This window comes from Flavobacterium sp. W21_SRS_FM6, assembly GCF_052119645.1.
Classification (GTDB): domain Bacteria; phylum Pseudomonadota; class Gammaproteobacteria; order Enterobacterales; family Alteromonadaceae; genus Paraglaciecola.
In genome coordinates this window covers 23164-46394 of the sequence record NZ_JBGQOM010000001.1, presented here as the reverse complement: position 1 = coordinate 46394, position 23231 = coordinate 23164, and the positions used below count along the sequence as shown (strand labels likewise).

Below are 23231 nucleotides of genomic sequence, written 5' to 3'. Positions count from 1 at the left end.
GCTTTTTCCGTTTTATTTTAGCTTAATAGGATCATCGGGCATATCGCTGTTTTGATCAAACATTAAGCGCGATAACAAAAATTAAAATAGAAAAACTAGTTTGGCAGGGGGATTAAAACAGTAAAGGATACAGAGCAAAGCACTGCCGTAAGGAAATGGTCGGCAGTGCTTGTACGTTCTTAGTCGTGATTAGTTGAGCCAATTTTATGGATGCTTAAGTCTGCACCATGAAATTCATCTTCCTGACTCAGGCGTAAACCACTAAGCATGTTGACGATACCATAAATGATTGCACCGCCAAGCAGTGCAACAAGTATACCCGCTAGAGTGCCCAGAAGCTGTGCCATAAAGCTAACGCCACCTAAACCGCCGAGTGCTTCTAAACCAAAAATACCTGCTGCTAGCCCCCCCCAAGCGCCACACACACCATGCAAGGGCCATACACCTAGCACATCATCTATTTTTTGGGTCTGTTGCATGATGGTAAATAACTTAACAAACAACCAGCCTGCCACAATACCCACGACTAAAGCCCCTATCGGGTGCATGATATCTGAACCCGCGCACACCGCGACTAAGCCTGCTAGTGGCCCGTTATGAATAAAACCCGGATCGTTTTTACCGAAAAACAGGGCCGCAATAATGCCGCCAACCATGGCCATTAATGAATTAACCGCTACCAAGCCACTAATACCATCGAGTGTTTGAGCTGACATGACATTGAAGCCAAACCATCCAATACACAGTACCCATGTGCCTAACGCTAAGAAAGGAATATTTGAGGGGGCAAAGGCTACTAATTTTTGGTCTTTCACGCGGCCATTTCGTAAACCTAAGAAAAATACCGCTACTAGCGCTAACCACCCACCCATGGCATGCACCACCACTGAACCAGCAAAATCATGAAAGCTCGCGCCAGTTGTTTGTTCAAGCCATGTTTGCAATCCGTAATTTCCATTCCACACGATGCCTTCGAAAAATGGATAAACAAGGGCGACAATCAATGCTGAAGCAATTAAAAAGGGATAAAACTTCGCACGTTCAGCAATACCACCAGAAATAATCGCTGGAATCGCAGCGGCAAAGGTGACTAAAAAGAAAAATTTTACTAAATCATAACCATTATTGGTGCTTAACTCTGACGCGGGACTTAAAAACGTAACGTCGTAGGCTATCCAATAGCCAATAAAAAAATAGGCGAGGCACGACACGGCAAAGTCAGTGATGATTTTCACAAGGGCGTTCACTTGATTTTTGTGTCTGACGGTACCGACCTCCAAAAAAGCGAAGCCAGCGTGCATGGCAAACACCATAATGGCGCCCATCAATAAAAAATACGTATTTGAGCTTTGGACGAGGGTAGCGATAGCATTATTGATATCTAGCATGGGGGTTTCCTGAATACAAATAAGAACGTTGGTGAATTAAAGCTGAGTATAAATGGATCGCTTAAATAGCATCTTCGTTTTCTTCGCCAGTTCGAATTCGAATGGCACGTTCAACGGTAGTCAAAAAAATTTTGCCGTCGCCAATTTTGCCGGTCAGGGCTTTTTGCTGAATGATTTCGATACATCGCTCAGCGTGTTCATCGCTTAACACTACCTCTAATTTGACTTTAGGCAAAAAATCCACGGTATATTCAGCACCACGATAGGTTTCTGTGTGACCTTTTTGGCGGCCGTAGCCTGTGACTTCAGTCACAGTTAAGCCTTGAATGCCTGCTTCGCTAAGCGCTTCGCGAACGTCTTCCAGCTTAAATGGTTTAATAATCGCTTCTACTTTTTTCATTATATTCTCAGCTAAGTGCAAAATTTTGTAGAATGATACAACGACTTAGTAAATTTAAGGTCGAACAAAGCTATAACTAAAAAGGATATGAAATTACATTTCATTAACATCATGAAGGCTGATTGCTTTAAATAAAAGCAGTTGGTGGTGGGGCTGCCTAAATATTGTGTTTAGTGGTAGCCAAGGTTTTTTTAATTGGCATAATCTTGCCATTGTATGCGGTATTTGTCTTTTTAACGTTTAGGAAACCATATGTCTGCTTGGCTTAGATTTCGTCTTGTTTTTATTATTAGTTTTATCAGTGTGGTGCTCGATCAATTGAGTAAAGTGTGGGCCGACCGCTATCTCACTCATTTTGCGATGAATAGTTATTTGTCTGATACGGTCAGGATTGGATATGTAGAAAATCACGGGGCTTTTTTAGGTTTAGGTAGTGGCTTATCTGAAGGCTTACGCTTTTGGATATTTGTGGTAGCGGTGGGTGTGGTCCTCGGCGCTTTATTGGTTTATATGTTCAAAAGCCAGCAGCAAAATGTCTATAGTCTGGTGTGTTTATCGTTGATATTTTCTGGTGGGATCAGCAATTTTTATGATCGGGCAATGAATAATGGCGCAGTGATCGACTTTTTAAATATTGGTATTGGGTCCCTGAGAACAGGTATTTTCAATATTGCCGATGTGGCTATTATGCTAGGGGTATTTATGTTGTTATTCGCTAAAACCGACAACGGTTCAACAGATAAACAAGCTTAAATAACAAGCTCGTAGCTTTTACTCACTCGTAATCGCCAATAGTAGACATAAAAAAACCGGCAAGCGCCGGTCTTTTTGTATTCAGCTTAAAACTGAACTTAATCTTTTGGACCTCGACCCGCGCGTTTACGGTCGTTTTCCGTTAGTAGCTTTTTACGGATACGAATGCTCTTTGGTGTTACTTCAACCAATTCATCGTTATCAATAAATTCTAACGCTTGCTCCAGTGCCAATATGACTGGCGGGACTAGAGATTGAGCTTCGTCAGTACCAGAAGCACGTACGTTGGTTAACTGTTTACCTTTCAGGGCATTAACTGTTAAGTCGTTGTCGCGGCTATGAATACCGATGACCATACCTTCGTAAACTTCAACACCATGGCCGATAAACAAACGGCCACGCTCTTGTAAATTAAATAAGGCGTTAGTTAAGGCTTTACCTGTTGCGTTGGCAATCAATACGCCGTTTTTACGCTGACCGATAGTGCCACCTTTGTGCGGACCATAATGATCAAATGTATGATACAACAAGCCAGAACCAGAGGTCATAGTCATGAAGTCTGTTTGGAAACCAATCAAACCACGGCTTGGAATGATGAAATCTAAACGCACACGACCTTTACCATCGGTAGTCATGTTAGTAAGCTCACCTTTACGTAAGCCGATTTGCTCCATGATAGAACCTTGGTGTTGCTCTTCACAGTCAATCGTTACTGTCTCAAAGGGTTCTTCTAATACGCCATCAACGGTGCGCAAAATTACTTCTGGGCGTGATACCGCTAACTCGTAGCCTTCACGACGCATGTTTTCAATCAAAATACCTAAGTGTAATTCACCACGACCCGATACACGGAATTTGTCGGGATCTGGCATTTCTTCAACTCGCAAGGCAACGTTATGAATCAGTTCGTCATTCAAACGCTCAAGAATGTTACGTGAAGTAACATACTTTCCTTCTTTACCTGCGAAAGGAGAGTTATTCACTTGGAAAGTCATGGTTACAGTTGGTTCATCAACTGATAGTGGTTTAAGCGCTTCAACCTTCGATGGATCACAAATCGTATCAGAGATTTTAAGTTCTCCTAAACCTGTGATAGCAACGATGTCGCCTGCATTAACAACGTCTACTTCCGTACGCTCAAGTCCCATATAACCAAGTACTTGACCAACTTTACCAGTACGAGTTTTACCATCAGCACCAATAATAGTCACCGGTTTACCCGTTTTAGCAGAACCACGAGTAATACGGCCTACACCGATTACGCCAACATAAGAGTTGTAGTCTAATTGCGAAATTTGCATTTGGAATGGACCAACTGCATCTGCGTCTGGTGCGTTAACGTGTTTTACGATGGTTTCAAACAGAGGAGTCATGTCTTCTGTTTTAGTGTCAGCGTCTAACGAAGCCCAACCATTTAATGCAGAAGCATAAACAACTTGGAAATCTAATTGGTCATCGGTTGCACCAAGGTTATCGAATAAATCAAATACTTGGTCAATTACCCAACTTGGACGAGCACCAGGCTTGTCAATTTTGTTGATAACCACAATTGGCTTTAAACCTTGCGCAAACGCTTTTTGAGTAACAAAACGTGTTTGAGGCATAGGGCCTTCTTGCGCATCAACCAGTAGTAAAACTGAATCGGCCATAGACATTACGCGTTCTACTTCACCACCGAAATCAGCGTGTCCAGGGGTGTCGACGATGTTAATACGGTAATTGTTCCAACGAATCGCGGTGTTCTTGGCAAGAATGGTGATACCACGTTCTTTTTCAATGTCATTGGAGTCCATGACGCGCTCAGTGGCTGCACCACGGCTTTCTAACGTACCTGACTGTTGTAAAAGCTTATCAACCAAAGTAGTTTTACCGTGGTCAACGTGGGCTATTATTGCTATGTTCCTCAAATTGTCGATTGAGGTTTGCGATGCGCTCATTATATTATCTCTATAGGGGTGACACACTAAACGTTGTGCTTCACCGATTAACTGAAATTTACTGGGCGCGGATTGTACAGGCTTATCAGCAATATAGCGAATGACAAATAATATTTGTTAAAAATTAAGTTTTTAAGCTGAATTATTTTTCCGCGGTGGGATTATTGTGGTGCATAAAAAGAGGTTGTGGATCTTATTGGTGCATGTTTGATTGTTTTTGGTGCGCTTTCTAATAACAAAGCAGCATGAATTTCAAAAAAATACTGTAATAACGGGCATTCCATTCTTTTTAGTATGTGGCATGATAATAGCTTCACTATCTCCATAGCTTAAATCTTAAGTTAGTGACCTATTCTTATATACTAATCCGGAGGATACAATGTCAGCACAAAAGGCCTTAGACCTTATCAAATCAAGCGAAGCAAAATTCGTTGATTTACGCTTTACCGATACTATTGGTAAGGAACAACACGTTTCAATTCCTGCTCATCAAGTAAATGACAGCTTTTTTGAAGATGGCAAAATGTTTGACGGCTCTTCGATTGCTGGTTGGAAGGGCATCCAAGAATCTGACATGGTATTAATGCCTGATGGAGACACTGCGGTAGTTGATCCGTTTGCTGAAGAAACTCAAGTTAACATTCGTTGTACTATCCTTGAACCACACACCATGCAAGGTTACGACCGTGACCCGCGTTCTATCGCTGAGCGTGCTGAGCAGTACCTAATCTCTACTGGTATCGGCGACAAAGTATTAATGGGGCCAGAGCCTGAATTCTTCATGTTTAACGACATCCGTTTCCATACCGATATGTCGGGTTCAATGTATAAAATTGATGCAGTTGAAGCTAAATGGAATTCTGGTACTGAATACGAAGAAGGCAATATGGGTCACCGTCCTGGCGTTAAAGGTGGTTATTTCCCAGTTCCTCCAGTCGATTCAGCTCATGATATCCGCGCAGCGATGTGTTTAGTTATGGAAGAAATGGGCTTAACAGTTGAAGCACATCACCACGAAGTTGCTACAGCGGGTCAAAATGAAATCGCGTGTTTGTTTAACACCATGGTTAAAAAAGCTGATGAAGTGCAAATCTACAAATATGTAGTGCACAACGTGGCTCATGCTTATGGTTTAACTGCTACCTTTATGCCTAAGCCAATTGTTGGTGATAACGGTTCTGGTATGCACGTTCACCAATCAATTAGCAAAAATGGTAAAAACGTATTTGCTGGTGATAAGTATGCTGGTTTGTCTGAAGAAGCCTTGTTCTACATTGGTGGAATTATCAAGCATGCTAAAGCGATCAATGCTTTCACTAACCCCGGGACCAACTCTTATAAGCGTTTAGTTCCGCACTTTGAAGCACCGGTAATGTTAGCTTATTCAGCACGTAACCGTTCGGCGTCTATACGTATTCCTTATGTTACAAGTGAAAGAGCGCGTCGTATCGAAGTGCGTTTCCCTGATCCATCTGCTAACCCTTACTTAGCTTTCGTTGCGTTATTAATGGCTGGTCTTGACGGTATCAAAAACAAAATCCACCCAGGCGATGCGATGGACAAAGATTTGTATGATTTACCTGCTGAAGAAGCGGCAGAAATCCCACAAGTTTGTACCTCATTAGAAATGGCCTTAAATGCGTTAGACAATGATCGTGACTTCTTAACGGCTGGTGGCGTTATGTCTGATGACATGATTGACGCTTACATCGAACTGAAAACCAAAGAAGTGCAGAAATTGAATACAACAACTCACCCTGTTGAGTTTGATATGTACTACAGCTGCTAATACATATATAAATGCATAACAAGCCCGCAATTGCGGGCTTTTTTTTGCCTTATTTAAGGTTACACTGTTATAAAGCTAATCTCTGTTCGCAACAAATTCGGGGGAATGATGAAAAAAGTAAGGCTATTACTTGGTGTATTCTCGCTATTGTTTGCTGCGTTACTATGCGCCAATACTATTTATAAGACTGTCAAGCCTGACGGCACGATAGTCTTCAGTGACGTGCCAAGTCCTGGCTCGGTGGAAGTTGATATAGTGCAAGACAAGAATGTTGTTATTCCCAGTTTGGCCAGTCCACAGGTCCAGCAAAACGTAAACAAAAAAACACAAATCCTTCGTCAACAATATCAAATCGCGATTCTGTCTCCTGCCCCAAATGAAACCATTAGAAATAATCTGGGAGAAGTTAATATTCGCTTTGAAATCCAACCTGAGTTTGTTGGGATAATATATTTATTGCTTGATAATCAATTGGTTAATACGGGCGGGAAAAAACAATTAAAATTAAATAATGTCGAACGTGGCACCCATTCAATCGAAGTTCAATTACGTGACAACTCAGGCAAGATCTTTGCATCATCAGGACAGCAGACCTTCTTTCTGCACAAAGCCTCGGCACTTATTAATGCTAATTAGCTATAAATTATAAAGTTAGTACTAAAGTCTCGGCAAAACTAAACCATACTGCACCGAAACAGTGCTTGATGAAAATGAGTCTATGTCAACATTTCCCAACTTGGACAATTTATTAGATAACCTCTCGACGGCGGTATTGTTGCTCGACGATAGCTTACAAATAATCTACGCCAATCATGCTGCCCAATCGGTTTTTGACCGAGGTTTAAACTTGTTAGTAGGTTGTTCGGTCTTTCAATATATTGTGCACAGCAGCTTAGACCTAAATCGCTTTGATCATAGTACGCAACATGGTGAAGCATTTTCGGATGGTGAGGTGCAAATCTCCTTCGCTGATGGTCGTCATATCTTGGCGGATGTCTCAGTCACAAATATGCTTGAAAATAATGTTCAGCAGATATTGCTTGAAATTCGCTTAGTACAGCAACAAAAACGAATTAGCCAAGAAACCCATCAATGGGCGCAGCAACAAGCGGCCAGGGAATTAGTGCGTGGTTTAGCTCACGAAATTAAAAACCCGTTGGGCGGGATCCGTGGCGCAGCGCAGTTACTTGAAAAGGAACTGGCGTCCCCTGATCAAAAAGAGTTCACCGCTGTCATTATTGAGCAGTCAGACCGCTTAAGAAATTTGGTTGACCGTTTACTGGGCCCCAATGTGAGACCTAACTTCACTTGGCAAAACATTCATCAAGTATTAGAAAAAATATGTACTTTGGTCAGTCTAGATTTAAGTCACAATATTAAAATTGTGAGGGATTACGATCCCAGTATTCCTGATTTATATATCGATCAAGATATGCTGCAACAAGCAGTACTCAATATTGTCAGAAACAGCGTTCAGGTGCTCACTGACAATATCCATATTGATGATTCACAAATTACTTTGGTAACACGAATAGAAAGGCATGTGATCATTCACGGTACCACCTTTCCCTTATGTTTAAAGATCCAAATAATCGATAATGGTCCAGGCGTACCAAATGAATTAAAAGACACACTTTTCTACCCCATGGTAACCAGCAAAAAAGACGGAACTGGGCTGGGCTTATCTATTTCACAAACATTGATTGGCCATCATCGCGGAAAAATTGAAGTTGATAGTTGGCCTGGCCACACAGAATTTACCCTATATTTACCCATTGATAAGAAGGAAGCAGATAAATGAGTTCAGAACCCGTATGGATAGTGGATGACGATAGTTCAATTCGCTGGGTGCTTCAAAAAGCTCTACAAACTGCCAATCTCGGTTGTGTTAGTTTCGAAAACCCCCAAGACTTATTGCTGCAGTTAGAGACAGGACAAGCCCCCGAAGTTATCGTGTCAGATATTCGTATGCCGCAAATGGACGGTATGACCTTGCTTGGCAAAGTCCATAAACTGTACCCCAATATTCCGGTGATTATTATGACCGCTCATTCAGACTTAGACAGTGCGGTTAATGCCTATCAAAGCGGTGCGTTTGAATATTTACCCAAACCCTTTGATATTGATGAAGCCGTTGGATTAGTCCGCCGTGCGTTAACCCATGCCAGAGAACAAACTAAACAATATCAATCTCCTGAATTGATTAAAGCCACTGAAATCATTGGTGAAGCACCAGCCATGCAAGAGGTGTTTAGAGCTGTTGGACGCTTATCTCGCTCTAGTATTAGTGTGTTAATTAATGGGCAATCAGGTACAGGTAAAGAGTTGGTGGCACAGGCATTACATAGACACAGCCCACGTTCAAAACAAACCTTTATCGCACTCAATATGGCGGCTATTCCGGCAGATTTAATTGAATCAGAGTTATTTGGCCATGAGAAAGGGGCTTTTACAGGGGCACAAAATGCTCGCCAAGGTCGCTTTGAACAAGCCAATGGCGGCACCTTGTTTTTGGATGAAATTGGGGATATGCCTGTTGGGGTGCAAACCCGCTTGTTACGTGTTTTGGCTGATGGTCAGTTTTATCGGGTTGGCGGTCACAACCCTGTATCTGTGGATGTCAGGATCATTGCTGCGACTCACCAAAATTTGGAACAAAGCGTTGCTGAGGGGAAATTTAGGGAAGACTTATATCATCGTTTGAACGTCATCCGTATCCATATACCAAAACTCAGCGAAAGACGAGAAGATATTCCTTTGTTAGCCGGCCACTTTTTACAAAAAGCGGCAGCTGAGCTGGGGGTTGAAAGTAAATCCCTTAGCAAAGATACCAAGAAAATTTTACAACAGCTCCCATGGCCTGGAAATGTTCGTCAACTCGAAAATATGTGTCGCTGGCTGACAGTTATGGCAAGCGGTCAGGAGGTATTGCCTCATGATTTGCCACCAGAAATCCATCAACAACCTATAGTGACCGAGCACTCTGCAAAAGGTAATGATTGGCAGACTTTGCTTGCCAGTTGGGCTGACGTGCAACTGCAATCAGGGCAGAGTAATATTTTAGATGAGGCAGTATTAAACTTTGAACGTATTTTGCTGGAACGTGCGCTACATTACACCCATGGTCATAAACAGGAAGCCGCCAAGTGTTTAGGATGGGGCAGAAATACCCTGACTAGAAAACTCAAAGAGCTTAATTTAAAACAATACGAATAAACCAAATGTAAAGAGTGATAGAAAGCCTTACTTACTACAGTGTTTTTCTATCATTCTGAACTGCTGTATTCGCTTCAGGTTCTGAGTTAAGGCTTGGTGCTAGCGTCACGCAAAAGTAATTTTTCACGTAGTTTTTGTTCTATTTTGGGTAATAGCTCAGCATGCTTTTTATGTATGAGGTGATACAAAGAAATGTCTTTTAAGGTGAATTGTTTGAAGGGTTTAAAAATCTCAATACTGTCATCGACAACAAATATGGCATAGTTTGTACGTTTTAAACTTAGCATTTTAGCGATGTTCTCGACGATTTGAATGGTTTCTAAAGTGGCTTGAACGTTGTACTTATCTAAATAATTTAATATTCCCTCAGTAGTCAGCAACACTTCTTTTTTATCTTCCAAAACCGTAGAGTCACATACTACGTTTTGCGTACACAAAAGGACTAATTTGACGATCTTTAACGGTGGTTCAACTACGATTAGATTAGGGTACTCTCTTGCTGACTTGCTAAGACGCATTATATCAGCGTCTACTTTGCCTTCATTTGCTAGTTTTAATCCACGAGTGGCAGGCGTGGGTATTAACGAAATAGTAATTCCTAGCTCCTTATAGACATCAGTAATAAGGCTTAGGTAAGGTTCATTTTGTGGATAGTCCATATATGAAACCGAAAAGTTTGTATTGGCTTCGGCATGGGCATAGGCATAGGCATAGTCAAGGTGGCTTAGTAGGGTGAACAGAGTGCCCGCTATGAGTGACTTTAGGCTAATTCGACGATTACATTCTGTCATATTACTGTGAGCCGTATTGTAATTGAGAGGAGGACTGCATTTAACAGGAGTGCGTTACACTAATGGGCGCGCCATTAACTAATTGGTATGCGACTACATAAGAGGGGTTCAAAGGTAACCTACTTTTGGTTGTAACCCCTTTACTGTTTATAATATATAGGCGGCTATTTGCAATAATGCTACCTATTGCAAACTAAGAACTCAGACATTCCCTTGTGAGGAAGTTCAGGTCGTTATTTTGTAAGTAAAGCTGCCATACCGTAGTTAAAGGCTTGCATCCACTTGGTACTAAATTGCCCTTTGGCAATACGGTTTATTTCAATAACGGCTTTTTTCTTGGGTCGTTGTAAGTGGGCTTCGTGAGCTCGAGCATGGGTAATGGCATCAAAAGTATCCAGTATCCCAAGGAGCAAAGCACCATCACAAATATCGTTCTCTTTTAAACCTAAAGGATAACCTGATCCGTCAATGCGTTCATGATGTTGCATAACAATTTTACGCGCATCGTTCCATTGAGTTAAATATTCCAGCAAACGGGCACTTTTATACACATGCGACCGCATCAAATTAAATTCTTGATCCTCTAATGTACCTTGTTTATGCAAGAGGTGAATTGGCATAAAAGCCATACCAAAGTCATGCATGTAGCAAGCAACGGCTAGCTGGTCTTCGTCAATGGGGGAACCCGCAATTTTATTGATGTAAGCGGCTAATTTTGCAATGCGATCACCCCGGCCTTCCCAATACATAGAGCGTTTTTCAATGGGTTTCATCAGCTCTCGAAAAAACAAAATATCCGTTCGTTTTTCGTTACTAATGGATTTTGGTATACCCGTGGTGGCTATGCTAATCGGAGAATTGGTAGTGGTTTCACTGGCAGTATTATTGTCGCCAGGATGTAAATCTAAACTGGGGTCTAGCAGCAATACAGCCTCGGCGAGGAGCTTTTCATGTTGCTCACTGTTTTCCGGTGAAATACGCATTATTTGGGTGACGAGTTGAGAATAGAGTACGTCATCATATTCTGCGCGCCCTTCACTAATACAACTTTGCACGAAACCTTTGACCCTATCCATAGTCAACAGCACTAAGTCACTCATATTACTGGTGTATTCAATCTGACCTTTACGCAAAAAGTCTAGAAGATCTTCAACATGTTGTAATAAGGGAATTAAAGGCGTGAAACTCACTAAGCCTAAATCACCTTTTATCGTGTGTATGGAACGAAATAAGGCACGTTGCATTTCGTTATCGTGGGGCTTTAATTCAAGTTCAATAAGCGTTTGTTCGCTGGCTTCGTAGAGTTCGTTAATTTCTTCGAGTAAATCCGTCAAGATGTCTTCATCAAGATCTTCATGTTGAAATGTCTTCATTATTATTGGCCTTTTGGGGTCAGCATGATTGAGCGATAGAAAGTTAAAAGAGTATCGGCCAATTTGGCCAATAATTCACAAATTACTTACACCTTAATGGGATATCTTGTATCAAACAAAATAAAAACGATAAGTGGTAGGAGTTTAGGCGAACATTAAAAGTCGGTATACTGTGCCGATGTTCTTATCTTTCGGATACACCGTGTTAGCCTTACTTCGCATTGTTATCATCTTTTTCTATTTTTTATTGATCAATCTTGTGTTGATTCTAGTGTGCCTGCTGCGTCCATTCCACCGCAATAACGTTTATGTTGCAGGAAAACTGTATAGCAGTGTGTCATTTTTTCTGGGTTTAAAGTTAGATGTTCGAGTTCCTGATAGTGTTAAGCAAGGTGGGCCATTTGTTTTTATAGCCAACCATCAGAACAGTTATGATTTACTCACTATATGTGCTGCAGCTCAGCATGGAACGGTGACAGTAGGTAAGAAAAGCTTGAAGTGGATCCCGATATTCGGTCAGGTTTATTGGTTGTCAGGCAACATTATGATTGACCGAGATAATTCAGGTAAAGCCCAAGATACCTTAACCACAGCGGCCAATAAAATTCAGAATAGAAAGCTATCAGTGTGGTTTTTTCCAGAAGGCACCAGAAGTTATGGCCGAGGTTTACTGCCTTTTAAGTCAGGTGCTTTTCGATTGGCTAAAGTGGCAAACGCACCAGTGGTAACGATTGCAGCGAGTAATTTACATAACAAGGTGAAACTCAATCGTTGGAATAACGGCACATTAATTATTGAAGTGAGTGAGCCTCAATTGATGGATAGTTCAAAAGGTACTAAAGCATGGGTCGGTTATTTTCATCAACAAATGACTCAACAAATTGAAAAACTAGATGGCGAATTGGCTGAACATCTGTAAGCGCTAACTACCCACCCCCTATCGACAGGAATAACTATGAGCACCGAATTACAAGAGTGGTACGATTTTAACCAAGAAACCATAGAAGCGTTAATTGAAGATGGCAGTGACAGCAAACAAGCACATACCATCGAGTATCATTTTGCTAGCGCCAATTTTGAAGCCCTCGAGAAAGCAGCAGTTGATGCGTTCAAGGCCGGATTTGAAGTGGGTGACGCTGAAGAACTGGAATTAGACGATGGTGGTGAAGTATTCTGCTTCGATGCCGTTGTAGAGCGCATGCTAGAACTTGATTTAATTAATACCGATACTGAAAAATTGTTGGCAATTGCGACTAAACACAAGGTGCATTACGATGGTTGGGGTACGTATTTTATAGAGATAGAGGAGAGCTAATGTTGGTTTGCGTCATATAGCGTCGCTCGTTCATTTAACAATATGGCCCTAGATACATTACGTACTACTCAAGCTTCACTAAGTAGTACTTAATGTAAGCGAGATGTTAAACAGTGCAGGTGATGAAATAGGGCAATCGGATTTTCGCTTATTGATCAGACCCTGAACCCGCTAAAAGCGGTGACGCGATTCTAAATAGGGTGAATGCAGTGCCAATTAAGCTGCTGCTCGATGATTGACTTTCTCCTTCTTTAAAGCCTTTCAAGCACCCTGCGAGAAACACACATAATAGGGTGTCCTTACGTCTGAAAAAAGACTGCGTTTGTTTTTTCAATAACCACTTCTGTGCTACGACTTGCTGCTGCGTCTTGAATAACTCAAGTTCAGCTTGTTTGACGGCTCGCATATCTGTAGATACTAACCAATTCGCTAACATACCTTATATCCTCATGATTATTTACTAAATAAGGCGGAAATGCTGCGTGAAAAGCCTACCCGGTCTGCCAGCGAGTTAATGGTTCGCCATAACACAAATAGTAGTAGCAGATTCAGTACGATTAAGACTGAACTTAGTAGGTACAGTGGCCAACCCGCATTGTGCATCACCGAGCCCAATGCTACGTTAAACAATATCCATAAACTTGCTAAAACTGCAGACATGAACATGGTAAGCATTAATAGCATGGAGAGAGATTGTTTAGACAGTTTCCACTCCTTGCTTGCTAAATTGACCTGAGCGGAATACTTATCCTTGTAGCCATCAATTAACAAGTCAGCTGAATCCAGCAACTGTTTCACATCAGCCCCCATGGATGGTTGGGGGCCTTGTGGGATTGATGTATTATCCGAGTCAGACATCAGTGGCTACTATTTATTACGGAGTAAAGAAGTTAGCAGTGCACCAGCAGCGAACGCAATACCCGCAGTGGCGAGAGGATTTTCTAGAGCAAAGCTGCGAACCTTCGAAGATTGCCACTTTTCCTCTATCATTTTTTGCTGTTTGGCCATTGATTCTGCTGACTGAGATAGCGTTTCACGCAGTTTCTCCTCTCCTCCAGAGGCTTTTTCTGAAAGTGAATCCACTGCTTTGTGCAAAGCCTCAGTGGTTTTCTCAGTAACAGGTGAAGCTGATTTAGCGTGAGTTGTAGTCGTATTCATAGTTGCTGTAGCCATAGTAAATCTCCTTTTGATGACAATTATTTAAAAAGTTAACTGCAATTAGGAAGCAACTCAGATAGCACCCTTGGTATCATCATTGTTCCTCTTGATGTAACTGCAGCAAGAGCTAAGCCATAAAATAAAATGCATTAAATTCAGTAGCTTAAGGCCTGGTTCGAATGGCTGAAGTTTATGTCATAGGTAAATTGTACGGATGGCAGGTAAATATTACAGGGCTGTAAAACAAACAAAATGCATTTAATGAGGAGAGAGTTACAGTGTGGGGTAAATCTATTCGATGCTTTTAGGAAGTAAGACAGGAAAACCTTTTTCCTCAAGCCAATTACAGGCTGCTGCCGATTCTTGAGTAAAGAAATGATATTCTTCACTATAATTTGATACATCCCCAATGATGCTTTTTTGCAGTTCAAAGCGACAAACCGTTGCTTCATGCGTTTGGCCGTTAGCCCAGCACCAGTCGTATATTTGCTGAAACCCTTCCATCGCCTCTAATGAAGGCATAACCCAATCACGAATATCTACATAAGCAGCCCAAGGAAGATGTTTGATCTCTTGTACCTGATTTTGGCAATCAGCCAAGACTTCTCTCACAGTATTCTTAGTCCAAACACCGCGTAATTTAACGCACAACACTTGACCGCTCACTTCCATTGAACAAGTATTTTTTCTAATCATTAGCTCCTCCCTTGTCTAAAGTATCGAATTTTAAGTACTTAATATACTTTTTCTTTTGATTAAATAACTTATTCGAGTAAGGAGCCTGTCTGTTGTAAAAAAAGTGTCGCAAAAGCATAAACTAAGCATCATCAAATATCTATCTAACTGTCATATAACAACGTCACATTAAGCCGCCCTAAAATAACTATCAGGAAAACTTTGTGTATAGACCTAGATTCTCAAAATTAACTCAGGCGATGACCTTAGCCATCGGAACACTTAGTCTTTGTAATACAGTCATAGCTGAAGAAATCTTAGAAACTGCAGAGACAATGGAATCAATTACGGTTGTAGGAAAAAGTGTGTCTTATGCTAATAATCAAACCTCTGACGAGATGCTCAAACAGCAAAGCGCCTTAACAAGTGCTTTAGCGGTGATCGATAATTTACCAGGTGTATTGGTGAACGAAGGTGATACCTTTGGCTCTGATGACTGGTCAACCACTGTTTCAATACGCGGTTTCCAATTGAGTTTAGACGAACAACAAATTGGTATTACGATTGATGGTATTGCCAATGGTAACTCTAACTACGGTGGTGGTGCTAAAGCCAACCGATATATAGACACAGAAAATCTGGGTAGGGTAGAAGTGTCTCAAGGTACAGGGGACATCGCATCACGTTCTAACGAGGCATTAGGCGGTACGCTCAACTTCACGACTAAAAATCCTGATTCAGATGAAAATATGGTAGTGAGTGTGTCTTTGGGGAATTTCCAAGCACAAAAATACTTTGTACGTTATGAAACCGGTGAAGTTGCCAAAGATACCTATGCCTGGTTTAGTGCTTCCAGCAGTCAAAACAGTGATTGGATTGACCAAGCAGCAGAGAATAAACGTGATCATTTAGCGGGTAAAATGGTTAGTTTGATGGGTGATGTTGAAATAAAAGCCTATGTTTCTTGGGATGATACGCATGAAGATAACTATCAACGTATCACCCTTACTGAATTTGAGCAAAACCCAGAGTGGGATCGATTGACTTCAGACTGGACAGGCGTGCCTTATGTTGATCAATTATATCGTCTTGGCTGGTCTACCTTGCGAGAAAATTTATTTGCCTATATCAGCGCTGATTATAAAAAAGACAACTTAGAATTCTCCGCCAACGCCTATTATCATAAAAATGAAGGACGTGGTGATTGGGTTCCTCCTTATATTGTTGATGTTAAGGCCGACGGTGATAATGTCGGGCATTCAGAATTAGTATCAGGTAATACTGTATTGGGTGGTTCTGCTTTGGGCACCCTTTTCTTTGTTGACAACAAGGGGAATGCCCTCAGTCCGGATCCTTCCTGTACTAGCTCTATTACCTTTCCTTACGGCGGAGCAGGCAGAGAATATGATTCAGCTTGCTATGTATCAAGCGCTATTCCGGTCAGTTCTTATCGTACGACTAATTATAAAAAAGAACGTATTGGCTTTAATGCCGATTTTGCTTGGTTTAGTCAAATTGGTGAAATGGAAAATACCTTACGTGGCGGTTTGTGGTACGAAAATTATCAACGTGATGAGACCCGTAGTTGGCAAAAAATTATAGATGCTGAAGTAGGGTATGAATTTGATCATACGCCTTACTGGATCCAGTATGACCGCTCTTTCCCAGTCGAAACTGTGATGGCTTATTTAGAAAATGAAATAAACATGAACTGGGCAACATTGCGTTTTGGAGCTAAACAGTTTTATGTCGACTTAGAGCGCAACGATAATTTTGCTGTAGATGCAGACTTAAAGGTTAACTCTGATTCGGATTTGTTGTTCTCTGCTGGTATTGTTGTGCCGATGCCAATTAATGGTTTGGAGTTGTTTGCTGGCTATGCGCAAAATTTTGCCGCCATTAAAGATGGTGTGCTAGAGGCAGATCCCTCCAGATTTACCAATGTTGAGCCTGAAACGGCAGACAATATCGATTTAGGTTTGCGTTATGTATCAAATGATTTAAGCCTGAGCTTGACCTATTACGATATCCAATTTGACAATCGTTTGACCTTCATCGCGCCGGGTTCTGCCTCTGGAGTGGATTATTTATCGGGTGAAAACGGTAATTATTTGAATGTAGGTGGGGTTGAATCCAATGGTATTGAAGCGTCTATCACCTTAAGTATTACAGATAATTGGCAAGTGTATGCATCTTATACTCATAACGAAGCGACCTATGTTGACAGTAGTATAGATTTGCCAGATGGCAGTTCTACTGAATTAAGTTTCCCAGCGGGAAATACGGTTTTCGGTTCACCCAAAAACATGGCGGTGGTATCCCTTGATTGGATAAAAGATACCCGCTTTGCTGGTATGTCGACTAAATGGGTTGATGACCGTTTTATCGATGCAGCCAATACTCAGGTGGCAGATGCCTATGTTATAAGTGATCTATATGCCGGAATAGCGGTAGATAGACCTGTGAGCGGTATAGAAACTGTAGAGTTAAGGTTCACAGTCAATAACGTTTTAAACAAGAGTTACTTAGGTGGCATTGCTGGTGGTTGGGGGGCTTGGATTGGCGCCCCTCGCACAGCGGCAATCAATCTAATGGCTAAATTTTAAACTGCGTGTTAAGCATGTGATTGACCTTCGGTTGATTAGGTGTTCCCTGGTTGGGCGAGCGTAAGCTCGCTCTTTTTTATTTTGACAAGGTAATTGGTATTCCTATAACGCTAGCAGTTTGGTTTTGAAACTTCGTCGTCGTTTGTCTTAGGTGTTGTTGCTGAACTTGGTGATATCCTTTGTCCACTCCAACATCTCTTGATGCGTTAGGTCATCAGGTTTATCGGTTTGAGGCTTCTGGTAACTGTAATAGCTGTGACTTTGTACACTCAGTAGTCTGCACATTAGTCGCACAGGCCAGGTGACGTGGTTAAATAGATACGACTACGTTGTAGTGATACCTTATCCGATTAATGCAATTAATACCGAACAAGAAAAACCGCGCTTTAGCGCGGTTTAACGAGGGTATCACTTACTACGAAACAACTTAATCGTTACTATGCAAACTGGCGTTTAAGCCGCCCCAACTTGAAGAATCAGCGACGATGGCTTCTACTGCACCCGATTGGCTGTTACGTCTAAACAGTAAACCATTCATGCCTGATAACTGGCGAGCCGCGACAATTTGTCCATCAGGTGTTACTACCTTGGTGCCAGCGGTAATATATAAACCTGCTTCAACAATACAGTCATCGCCTAACGAGATGCCAATACCCGCGTTTGCGCCTACCATACTGCGCTCACCAATAGCGTTAATGGTTTTGCCTCCGCCTGATAAGGTACCCATGGTTGATGCACCGCCACCGATGTCTGAACCATCACCAACAATAACGCCTTGTGATATACGGCCTTCGACCATCGAACTGCCTGTAGTGCCGGCATTAAAGTTAACAAACCCTTCGTGCATAATCGTTGTGCCAGAGGCTAAGTGAGCACCTAAACGTACGCGATCAGCATCACCAATACGCACGCCTTCAGGGATCACGTAATCAACCATACGCGGAAATTTATCAATGGAGTAAACCACTAAATGGTGATGTTCAACGGCGATGGCGCCTTTTAGCTCTTCCACTTTATTGGGCAATACAGGGCCCGCAGAGGTCCAAGCGACATTGTTAAGTTGACCAAACAAGCCCTCAAGGTTGATGCTATTGGGTAGTACGGCACATTCAGATAATAAATGCAGGCGTAAGTACGCATCTTCTGCAGACTTAGGTGCTTGATCCAGTTCAATGCTTAATTCAATGAATTCACATTGAATGAGTCCTACTTTTTTAGCAAGACAACTACGTTCGATTTTTTTATTGCTACGAGCAAACCATACATCCAATGTCTTGCCGCTTTCTACGTCGAAATAGCGATGGCCTATACGAGTTGTTGTCATGATGTTTCCTATTTCAAATCAAAAAATTTTGCAGATTATGGCCTGTATTGCGCTTCATAGCAGCCACCTTTTGTTTATAGTTTACAACCAAAGTGTCTAGATAGTGTTGGGCTGAGTGCCAATCTAGACTCATTGTTTGCCTAACTGATTTCGCAACGTTAGCTTTTATTTGTCGAATGTTTTTCCAACCACAACTTATATTCATCGGAGTGCAGAAAAGTATCGCTTTCATCAAGTTCTGCAATAACACCTTGCCCCATCAAGAAATTAAATTTACTGCTTAGTACGTCCATAAGTTCGATACTTAAGGCGTAGTCTTTAGCTAATAAACTGACCTGAAGTAACACGATATACGCTTCATTCTCGTTAGGTCCGGCCATAATAGACTGGCGGCCAAATAATATTGCAGACCTAAAATCTTGATTGTAGGCATGTAAAATAGCTAATTCGCTAAGCATCTTACTGTCTTGGCGAGCGTATTGGGGTAAGCCTTCAACCATTTTTATTGCTTGGTTGAAATTGTCTTGTTGAATGTAAAGCGATTCGAACAACAGTGAACTTAAACCTTGTTGCTCAAACGCGCTCATCAACACGTTAGTAAACTGAGGATTGTCGCCCTGCATCTGGCTGTATTTGCGCAGCAAAAAATCGTTCAGCGCAGGCTCTGCTTTTATATCTGCATCAATAGCCTGATACAAACTGATGGTTTTATCCCATTGGTTTTTTTGGATGGCTAAAATTAAGTTACTTAATTGCCCTTGTTTATGGCTATATTTGCTAAAAAGCTGAGTAAATTCACCCACAAAGTCTAGGGCAGAATAATAAAATGACACCGGATGAAAGTCATAAATTTTGTATGAGTCCTGCTCCAGCCAGAAAGTAACATAACTGTAGCCTCCTTCACTTTCAATCCGGTAGTAAGCGGCTAACTTATTGTCAGCCTTTTCCTCTGAATGCAAATAACGCCAAGTGAATGACGTTGATAGTTCAAGCATGCCTGAGACCAATTGTTGTTTTAAATCAGCCGCTGTTTTGGCTGTGACCAAAGGGTTTGAAAACTGAGTCGACTGAATATTACGCAATTGCTTAGCAATGCTAAGTACGTCGATTTTGCTTTGTAGACCCGCACTGTTGTTATTGTTTAAGTCCTGCTGTAGGCCCTGATTAAACTGAAAAGGACTCAATGTATTATCAATAATCTCTGCTGGTGTTGTTTGATTTTTGATGGGGTTGGCAGTCTGGCTTGTGGTACTCGAACAAGCGCTCAAAGCGAAAAAAAAGACTATGCTACTGCAATGTGAGACGATAAAACGACGCTTAACCATACTACTGTCCTGCTTGCTCTGATTGCATTAAACGACGTTTATTTAAACTCAGCAGCAGTCTTTGCAGTTCTGTGTTGCCTGGCTCATTGATGACGTTGGTAATACTGTTGGAATAATTCATGGTGTTTGCTATGTCTGATAGCAAACGTAAATGCTCTGTCACACTCTGTGGGTCAACCGATTCTGCTTTTGCTTCATAGATGTTTTGAAAAGAGAGTACGCGATTATCATAAGCGATTGTTGAAGAATATTTAATATGGTTATCTTCAAATAATTCACTTCCTTCATCTGCGCTAAAATCGATATGCTCAGGCAATTGTAAGCTGACCTTATGGTCTACCGTTATATTGCTGTAGACCGCCAGCGGTTGCTCTCTTTTAATCGAACTTGGTAAGCGAACATATTGGTCAGGGTAATCCGCTTGTAACTCAAATTCAGCATGTTGTTCTTCGTTTAATTGCCAGTAATCAGGCACTAAATAGTGTTCAATAACCGTTAGGGCATTGTTGCTAGGTTCGTCTACAACACTTAGCGCCGAAAGTACTTCAATTTTAACAAAGCGCTTTGCGTAATAATTTAAGTACGACTTCGCGAGTTTCACCTTGCCTTCAGACTTAAGCCGATAACGCAGATTATCTGCTTCACGGCCGGTCATGGTTGTGGTAACAGTCAACTCAACAGGTGAGAAATAATCAGCGGCGAGGATAAACTCTTGCACGTTAATGGCGCTTTTGAAGTTTACTTGCGGTTTAGCCATGCTTAAATTTGTGGTGTTAGGGGCGACAACAAGGGCTAAACCATAGTCAGCCTGATATTTACTGTCTAAGGTTGACCCTTGGTGAGTCATGGTCGGATCTATCCAATAATCCACCTTATTTAATTGGATTTTAACGATAGCGTGGTCGAACACCGCATGGGTAGGCAGATAATCATCGACATGTGCCCGTCTCGTCGTAGACACTAAGGCAGGGGAGGCATCAACACCGAGTTGCTCCAACAATAGACTCAGTAACAGAGATTTATCTTTGCAGTCTCCCTGACGATTTGCAAAGGTTTCAGACGGACTGTGGGGACGGTGGGAGTTTTCGCCAAGCTCTAATCCCAAATAACGGATTTGATTTTGAGTAAAATTAATTGCTGCATTAATGGCTTCGTTTAGCGGTAAATCTTGTAATTGCGAAATGTATTTGGCTAAGTCAGGTGAGGCCAAGTGGTCAACATCAAACAGGGTATTGGCCCATTGTGCCACGTCTTGCCAAGTTTGGTACTCGCTGAACTGAACGTAGGGATAAGGGTTGTACCACGGGGGGAGATTATCTTCTTCATAAATTTCTGCTGTAGTGGTTAATACCATGGTGTAGCGCGTGCCGAACTCTTTGTTTTCAATACTCACTGGCGCATTACTTTTAAATACTTTGTATTGAATGGGCCGATCTTTTGGCATGACTACTGCCACGTTAACCTTATCAACCGGAATTGACCAACCAAGGGAAGCGCCGCTCGAGAATTTATCGCCAAACACAGGGTTATTGCCCACAAGCGTATAGCTGTAATCGATAACGTCACCCACTCTAATATCTTTCAATAAAACGACCGCCTCGACTTCTCCTGAATAAATATTGCTACTTTGCCTGTCTTCAACATTAATCACTTCCACGTCAGCACGTGTGATTGAGTTAACCGTTTTGCCAAGGCGGTTAACCGCTATGCCGTGCAGTTGCAATTTTTCATAGGCCGGGTTGAATCGAATGCGAATGTTAGAATTTGACTCAATACCAGAGGGGTCGGTCAAGGAATAAACATAGCGTGAATAGCTATGCTTTCCGTCTAAGCCACTTACTTGTTTATCAACTAAGTGATAATGAGTTGGGCTGAGTAAATCTACAAAATCGCCAACCTGATAGTCTTGTATTTCTATCCACTTGGCTGGAGCAACCAAGGTAAATTCTGGTTCATGGGCGTTTAAACGGCTCACAGCGTGGCTGGCAAACGCATTGCACAGTAAACCCATTAACATAAATAAACGTGGTAACACGTAAAAATGGCGTATTTTTAGACTAGGCATATCCCTTTCCTAATAATAGGGTGGTGATGAAGAATAACAGTGAGGCAGTATATCCTTTCTTAAAGGATTTTATTACGCCTGATTAGCATGAACTGTGAGTACACTAAAGGTGTGTTTACAAACTTAATTTAAGCTGCTCAGCAGGCTTAATTTGATGTTCAGCAATAACTTGTTTGATTGGAAAATTCACTAACTCAAACTCTAATCCCCGATTATTGGCATTGGCTGCCCCAGGGGCAAAAGCGCAAAGACTCAGTATCTCAGCGTAATTGTTTTTAGGCCATAGGTAGCATTCATCAAAACCATTTTGAAATAAAGCGATGCCCCGCTTGTCGGCGCTTATTTTAGCGTTTCTGGTTATGCTTAATTTTTTAAAGTAGGCCCGGGCCTCTTCAGATAAGTTGGTTATACCCGCGCTAAAGTCGTTTATGGTCACTCGCTTGGTTTTTCCTGCAACATCTTGCACCGCTTGCATGGTCAGCGGCGAACCGTATTTGCTAATGGCTGATTGCAATACTTGGTCTCGAATTAAGTCGATACTTAAATAGGCGCTACTGAGCAAATAACGTAAATTCACCGCGTCGATAAACCCTGAGTTTTTGTCAAAATGTAAATCAATACGTTGCTCCAAGGTGGACTCTTGAAAGGGTTGAAAAAAGCTAAATGTCACTTTGTCACTGCGGCTTCCGCCGGTGATGTTGTGGATCTCACCGCCTTTTTCATTCAATTCTATGGCTTGAGAAACCACATTTTGACCAATTTTTACTTCTTTAATATCTAAACTTGATACAAGTTGTACCGCGGTGTTTTGTGGGTCAAGCAATTGGCTCGAGCGGTTAAAACGTTTCAATCCTTCAAGTTGCTCTAGAGGGTGGGCCTGCGCCGGCAAAGCCAAAACAAACAACAGCTGAGTAAATATAATTACTGTAGCGATAAAAAAACGGTTTTTATTAGCATAATGCTTAATCAGCATGAAGAGCCTCAGTTACTATGATATCTGCGATATTCCAATTCAAATCCTAACACATAAGCTGTTGAATTAAATATTGAAAACGAATTGCTTGCGTTAACTTTCCTGAATTAAAACTTTACACTTTTTGACAGCATGCTTTTCCG

21 protein-coding genes are annotated in these 23231 nt (G+C 41.6%); 8 read left to right on the top strand and 13 right to left on the bottom strand.

All coding sequences use genetic code 11. From position 1 onward, the window contains the following. Positions 1–179 precede the first annotated feature (179 nt). Positions 180–1388 (bottom strand): ammonium transporter, encoded by a 1209-nt coding sequence (locus ACEN2L_RS00205; RefSeq protein ID WP_441741016.1) that lies wholly within the window; start codon positions 1386–1388, stop codon positions 180–182. 61 nt (positions 1389–1449) lie between these two features. Next, positions 1450–1788, bottom strand: coding sequence for a P-II family nitrogen regulator (locus ACEN2L_RS00200; RefSeq protein WP_441741013.1), 339 nt, complete (start codon positions 1786–1788; stop codon positions 1450–1452). A 252-nt stretch (positions 1789–2040) separates the two neighbouring features. Between ACEN2L_RS00200 and lspA the strand changes: the two genes are divergently transcribed. After that, complete coding sequence (lspA, locus tag ACEN2L_RS00195) at positions 2041–2541, top strand: signal peptidase II (protein WP_306022507.1); 501 nt, start codon at positions 2041–2043, stop codon at positions 2539–2541. Positions 2542–2639: 98 nt separating this feature from the next. On the opposite strand, the gene typA is transcribed toward lspA, so the two are convergent. Further along, positions 2640–4478: a translational GTPase TypA gene (gene typA, locus ACEN2L_RS00190; protein ID WP_306022506.1), complete on the bottom strand. Its 1839-nt coding sequence runs from the start codon at positions 4476–4478 to the stop codon at positions 2640–2642. 379 nt (positions 4479–4857) lie between these two features. Here typA and glnA point away from each other — a divergent pair, with 379 nt between their 5' ends. The 4 genes from glnA to glnG all read left to right on the top strand — a co-directional run bounded on the left by glnA (position 4858) and on the right by glnG (position 9483). Next, positions 4858–6267: a glutamate--ammonia ligase gene (gene glnA, locus ACEN2L_RS00185; protein WP_306022505.1), complete on the top strand. Its 1410-nt coding sequence runs from the start codon at positions 4858–4860 to the stop codon at positions 6265–6267. A 108-nt stretch (positions 6268–6375) separates the two neighbouring features. Beyond that, entirely contained in the window at positions 6376–6903 is a 528-nt protein-coding gene (locus ACEN2L_RS00180; RefSeq protein ID WP_306022504.1) for a DUF4124 domain-containing protein, read from the top strand. A gap of 82 nt (positions 6904–6985) precedes the next feature. Then, positions 6986–8068 (top strand): nitrogen regulation protein NR(II), encoded by a 1083-nt coding sequence (glnL, locus tag ACEN2L_RS00175; protein WP_306022503.1) that lies wholly within the window; start codon positions 6986–6988, stop codon positions 8066–8068. Further along, entirely contained in the window at positions 8065–9483 is a 1419-nt protein-coding gene (gene glnG, locus ACEN2L_RS00170; protein ID WP_441741008.1) for a nitrogen regulation protein NR(I), read from the top strand. The genes glnL and glnG overlap by 4 nt, the downstream gene beginning before the upstream one ends. An 86-nt stretch (positions 9484–9569) precedes the next feature. On the opposite strand, the gene ACEN2L_RS00165 is transcribed toward glnG, so the two are convergent. After that, positions 9570–10274 (bottom strand): hypothetical protein, encoded by a 705-nt coding sequence (locus ACEN2L_RS00165; RefSeq protein ID WP_441741005.1) that lies wholly within the window; start codon positions 10272–10274, stop codon positions 9570–9572. Positions 10275–10507: 233 nt separating this feature from the next. Next, positions 10508–11647, bottom strand: coding sequence for an HD domain-containing phosphohydrolase (locus ACEN2L_RS00160; protein ID WP_306022500.1), 1140 nt, complete (start codon positions 11645–11647; stop codon positions 10508–10510). A gap of 178 nt (positions 11648–11825) precedes the next feature. On the opposite strand from ACEN2L_RS00160, the gene ACEN2L_RS00155 reads away from it, so the two are divergent. Beyond that, complete coding sequence (locus ACEN2L_RS00155; RefSeq protein WP_441741002.1) at positions 11826–12566, top strand: 1-acylglycerol-3-phosphate O-acyltransferase; 741 nt, start codon at positions 11826–11828, stop codon at positions 12564–12566. A gap of 36 nt (positions 12567–12602) precedes the next feature. Next, positions 12603–12962: a ribonuclease E inhibitor RraB gene (gene rraB / locus ACEN2L_RS00150; RefSeq protein WP_306022499.1), complete on the top strand. Its 360-nt coding sequence runs from the start codon at positions 12603–12605 to the stop codon at positions 12960–12962. Positions 12963–13110: 148 nt separating this feature from the next. Here rraB and ACEN2L_RS00145 read toward each other — a convergent pair whose 3' ends face one another. From ACEN2L_RS00145 to ACEN2L_RS00130, 4 genes are all read right to left on the bottom strand, one after another. Then, positions 13111–13398 carry a hypothetical protein gene (locus tag ACEN2L_RS00145; protein ID WP_441740999.1) on the bottom strand — a complete coding sequence of 96 codons (288 nt, stop codon included), beginning with the start codon at positions 13396–13398 and terminating at the stop codon, positions 13111–13113. 17 nt (positions 13399–13415) lie between these two features. Beyond that, on the bottom strand, positions 13416–13820 hold the full coding sequence (locus ACEN2L_RS00140; protein WP_306022497.1) for a hypothetical protein: 405 nt from the start codon (positions 13818–13820) through the stop codon (positions 13416–13418). Between the two features lie 9 nt (positions 13821–13829). After that, complete coding sequence (locus ACEN2L_RS00135; protein ID WP_306022496.1) at positions 13830–14135, bottom strand: DUF883 domain-containing protein; 306 nt, start codon at positions 14133–14135, stop codon at positions 13830–13832. Between the two features lie 276 nt (positions 14136–14411). After that, complete coding sequence (locus tag ACEN2L_RS00130; RefSeq protein WP_441740996.1) at positions 14412–14816, bottom strand: hypothetical protein; 405 nt, start codon at positions 14814–14816, stop codon at positions 14412–14414. Between the two features lie 203 nt (positions 14817–15019). Between ACEN2L_RS00130 and ACEN2L_RS00125 the strand changes: the two genes are divergently transcribed. Next, positions 15020–17401, top strand: a complete 2382-nt coding sequence (locus ACEN2L_RS00125; protein ID WP_441740993.1) for a TonB-dependent receptor — start codon at positions 15020–15022, stop codon at positions 17399–17401. A gap of 427 nt (positions 17402–17828) precedes the next feature. Here ACEN2L_RS00125 and ACEN2L_RS00120 read toward each other — a convergent pair whose 3' ends face one another. The 4 genes from ACEN2L_RS00120 to ACEN2L_RS00105 all read right to left on the bottom strand — a co-directional run bounded on the left by ACEN2L_RS00120 (position 17829) and on the right by ACEN2L_RS00105 (position 23088). Next, positions 17829–18725 carry a DapH/DapD/GlmU-related protein gene (locus tag ACEN2L_RS00120; RefSeq protein WP_441740991.1) on the bottom strand — a complete coding sequence of 299 codons (897 nt, stop codon included), beginning with the start codon at positions 18723–18725 and terminating at the stop codon, positions 17829–17831. Between the two features lie 158 nt (positions 18726–18883). Further along, on the bottom strand, positions 18884–20050 hold the full coding sequence (locus tag ACEN2L_RS00115; RefSeq protein WP_441740989.1) for a tetratricopeptide repeat protein: 1167 nt from the start codon (positions 20048–20050) through the stop codon (positions 18884–18886). Position 20051: 1 nt separating this feature from the next. Next, positions 20052–22115 (bottom strand): DUF3857 domain-containing protein, encoded by a 2064-nt coding sequence (locus tag ACEN2L_RS00110; protein ID WP_441740986.1) that lies wholly within the window; start codon positions 22113–22115, stop codon positions 20052–20054. A gap of 115 nt (positions 22116–22230) precedes the next feature. Continuing rightward, entirely contained in the window at positions 22231–23088 is an 858-nt protein-coding gene (locus tag ACEN2L_RS00105) for a hypothetical protein (RefSeq protein ID WP_441740983.1), read from the bottom strand. Between the last annotated feature and the right edge of the window lie 143 nt (positions 23089–23231).